The sequence below is a fragment of the Mycobacterium sp. genome, assembly GCF_032162605.1.
Classification (GTDB): domain Bacteria; phylum Actinomycetota; class Actinomycetes; order Mycobacteriales; family Mycobacteriaceae; genus Mycobacterium.
This window is the reverse complement of record NZ_JAVROT010000187.1, coordinates 1-3417: the sequence shown is the minus strand read 5'-3', so window position 1 is coordinate 3417 and position 3417 is coordinate 1. Positions and strand designations below refer to the sequence as shown.

The following is a 3417-nucleotide window of genomic DNA, read 5'->3' as shown; positions in this document are numbered from 1 at the left end:
GAACTTCAGAGCACCGGAGCCAGTTTCGAACTGACGCAGGATGTTAATGACGCTCAGGTTGGCATTCCACTGGGCGTTGGGCTGGAACCGCGGCGGCAACGCGTTCTGCACCGCGTACGGATCGGTGGCCGACAGGGTCTCAGCGGTTCCCGGTGCGACCAGCCCGACAGTGCCCGAGGAGGCGACCAACGACGTAATGATGCCCGTCGGCTGACCAACGCCCGAGCCGCCCGTGAACGCGGTCGCACAGAGCTGCTCGGCGCCGTCCATCAACAGCCTTGCCAGCTCCGCCATGAAGCCGACCGCGTCGCCAGCGACCTCGAAGGAGAACGGCACGAACGCATCACCCTTATAGCACGAACGCATCACCCTTATAGACGGGAATGCTCGGCGAGGCGAGAGTCGGGCTGGCGTCGGCCATCTCGGCTGCCTCAGCGGTCCACTCGGACGTCACCCCGGCGCTAGTGACGCCATTCCACGTGTCTGTGCTGATCTGCACGACCCGGGCGAGTTGGCGCAGCGGGTTGATGCTGCCGTTGGACGTGAGGTTGATCGCCGGATCCAGGGTGAGCGGGATCATGAAGCCGCCCGATGCGTCCGTTGTGGACATGGCGCGCTGCTCGGTCTGGACCGCGGACACGGCGCGATACGCGGCGCCCTCTTCCTCGGTCCATGTGAGGTGCCCGCGATCCGGGTCGGCGACCATCTTCGCGAACGCCCGCTCGTAGTGCTCGGACCGGCGGCGACGGCGTACCGCTGCGTCCAGGTCTGCGACGTCGGCGAGCCCGTCCGCATCAGGTTCTCGACCAGTTCGGCGCCGCGCGCCTGCAGCTTGCCCGCCTGGGTGGCGCGCTCGAGGGTGCGCATAGCGGTGTCGCGGTGCAGATCCGCGGGTGCACGATCCTCGTCACGCTGGCGGGTCCCATCGGGGCTGCCCGCTTCGAGCAGCACACGGCTACCCGGCTGACCCGCCGAACGGATCTCCGTCAGCTGACGGTTGCGGTCCACCACCGCGCGGTTGTGCGACTCAAGGAGCCCGGTCAGCTCGTCGAACCGAGTGGCGTCCACACCGGTCAGATCATCGCCAGCGTGGTCCAGAATGTCGCGGGCCTCACGACGGTATTCGGTGACGTCACGCTCCAGCACGCTGAGGGTCTTCTTCTCAATGTCCATGGTGTTGCCTTTCAGAGTTCGAGCAGACGAAGCCGACGCTCGGCGACGCTGCGGGGAATGCGGTGCAGGGAATGCGATTCACGGATGCCGGCGACGGCAGCACCGTCATAGGCAGGCAGACCAACCAGCGAGACCTCGTTGAGTGCCGCTTCGGCGCGGACCACGATGCCGTCTTGACGGCGGTCGTGAATCGGCCGGAAACCGACACTGAAACTGTCGAGCGTGCCCGTGCGGACCAGCTCGAGGATGTCGTCGCCCTCGCGAGTGTTGGGGATCGCGAACTCCCCATGCAACCCGTCGTCGTGCTCTTCAAACGACGTGGCCTTACCGATCGGGAACCGGCGGCGGTCATGCTGCGCAAGCAATTTGATCTTGTGCCCACGCTCGGCGACCGATCTGGCGAACGAACCTCGAACGAACATCTCGGTGTACGAACCGTAGCCGTCGTTGATCTCCGCGCGTTCGTTGTAGGGCACCACGACGCCATAGACGCGGCGCCCGCCCTCGTCGGCACGTAGCTCGTTGCCGACGATGTCACGGTGGAGAATCGGGGAATCGCTCATTGATCAATCACCTTCGCTGCATGCGGGATTCGCGCTGCGCATGGTGACCCGAGTGTCCGGGTTGGCCTCCCCTGAGGCTCCCAGCGTGATCGGTGATACCGAGCTGCACCAAGTCTAACCCATACCCCTTGCCAAAACAGCAAGCGACTTTGCCAATCAGGGCCCGGGGGTGGGGTGCCCGCGAAGGAGTCTTCTCGCTGCGACCCCAAGCTCTTCTGTCGAAATCTCTCTCCGTCAGAAAAAAACGAATCGTTGCAACGTTTCGCGCAACGATGCAACGCCCCGCCGGAGATTTGCCCTGAGCGGCATATGCCCTTTGCTGGGGCGGTGTGAGAGTTTGCTGGCGCGCTGTTGAACGAGGCTTTCGGGGGTGAATCGTTGCAGGTCATGCCGGGGAGAGACGTTCCATTGGAAGCGGTCGGGTCACGCTGACCTGCGGTTTCTCGTCGCACCCCCACCCCCCGAGGTGTGCTCGGGTTTGCTGGGTGGGTTTGCTGGCGCGCGTCACTCGCCATCGGGTCTGTACTCCACCTCGAGCATCGCGAGGGCGTTGGCCTCGATGAAGGCGATACCTGCGCGCCCGCTGAGTTCGGGCAACGAGACTTCGTAATGGTCGAGCAGTGCGAGGAACGTCTCGGTGGCGCGCCCTTCAGCGGTGGCGTCGCTCATGACTTTGGCGATGGCGTCGTGGTCGTTGTGGCCGTGGTGGTCGAGGATCTGTGCGGCGCGGACGACGTCGGGGGTTGGCATGCCAGCGGTGACGAGGGTGGCGATGCTGTGGATGAAGTCGGCCAGTAAGTCGATGCCGTCGGGTGTGCGGAAGCGGGTGATGAATGTCTTGTGGAGGACGAGGAGTGCGAAGAGTAGTTGGGGTACGCGGCCGGTCTCGTTGACCTCCTCGACGATGGCGACTTGGCCGGCCTTGTTGCCTTGGCGGTGGTACTTGGTGAACAGCGCGGCGCGGCGGTAGTCGCTTGCCTTGTCGGAGTTCTCGTTGGTGGTCATGTTGGTTTCCCTTCTGGATGGGTGATGTGAGGCCTTGCGGGTCCACGTCTCGGGCGGAGGAAAGATCACCCGCCGGGTGCTCACGACGCGCGCTCCTCGTCCGATTGTTGGCTACAGGAGAGGTGCGAGTCGCCCTGTCCAGCGACGACCGGCTTGCTGCAGATGATGCAGGCGGGGTAGCCGGAGGCGGGTTTGCCACGGATGGTGCGCTGGCGTTCGCGCGGTGGCGGGGTCTTTGCAGCTCCGGTCAGCTTGGCTGGCATGACAGCAGTTGGCTCACTCACGGATGCGTGAGCCAACTGTGGATCTTGTTCAGTTGGCTCATCCTGTTTCTGCTGGTCAGCTCCAGTTGGCTCAGTTGGCTCACTCAGCTCATGAGAGGGGGTTGGTTCAGCCATCGTGAGCTGACTGCGCAGGTACCAGGTAGAGGTGCGCGGGAAGCCCTCTGAGCGGTCTGCAACGCCGATCTTTTTCTTTGCCCGCTTCAGTGTCGCCTCGCTGAACTTCTCTTTGATGGCGTCGTTCTTGATGGCCTTCGATGGGGTTGGACCGTTAACTGTGAGGTAATCCTCCAGCCAGTGTTCGGCTGCAGTGCGCTCGTCAGCGTCGCCTGCTTCGCCGTCGAGGAGGTCTCGGGCGTCAAGGGCGGTGTCGCCGAGCCATTCCACTGATCCGA

At 64.0% G+C, this 3417-nt stretch carries 4 protein-coding genes and 1 pseudogene; all 5 read right to left on the bottom strand.

The window, feature by feature from the left end:
* Nucleotides 1-336: phage major capsid protein (locus QOI01_RS11755; RefSeq protein WP_526381041.1), on the bottom strand; the 336-nt coding region annotated here is incomplete at its 3' end.
* A gap of 13 nt (nucleotides 337-349) precedes the next feature.
* Nucleotides 350-766, bottom strand: coding sequence for a phage major capsid protein (locus tag QOI01_RS11750; RefSeq protein WP_526381043.1), 417 nt, complete (start codon nucleotides 764-766; stop codon nucleotides 350-352).
* A 418-nt stretch (nucleotides 767-1184) separates the two neighbouring features.
* Entirely contained in the window at nucleotides 1185-1736 is a 552-nt protein-coding gene (locus QOI01_RS11745) for an HK97 family phage prohead protease (protein ID WP_526381039.1), read from the bottom strand.
* A gap of 504 nt (nucleotides 1737-2240) precedes the next feature.
* Nucleotides 2241-2741 (bottom strand): hypothetical protein, encoded by a 501-nt coding sequence (locus QOI01_RS11740; RefSeq protein ID WP_526381037.1) that lies wholly within the window; start codon nucleotides 2739-2741, stop codon nucleotides 2241-2243.
* An 80-nt stretch (nucleotides 2742-2821) separates the two neighbouring features.
* Nucleotides 2822-3417: pseudogene (locus tag QOI01_RS11735) on the bottom strand (hypothetical protein); the annotation flags it as partial.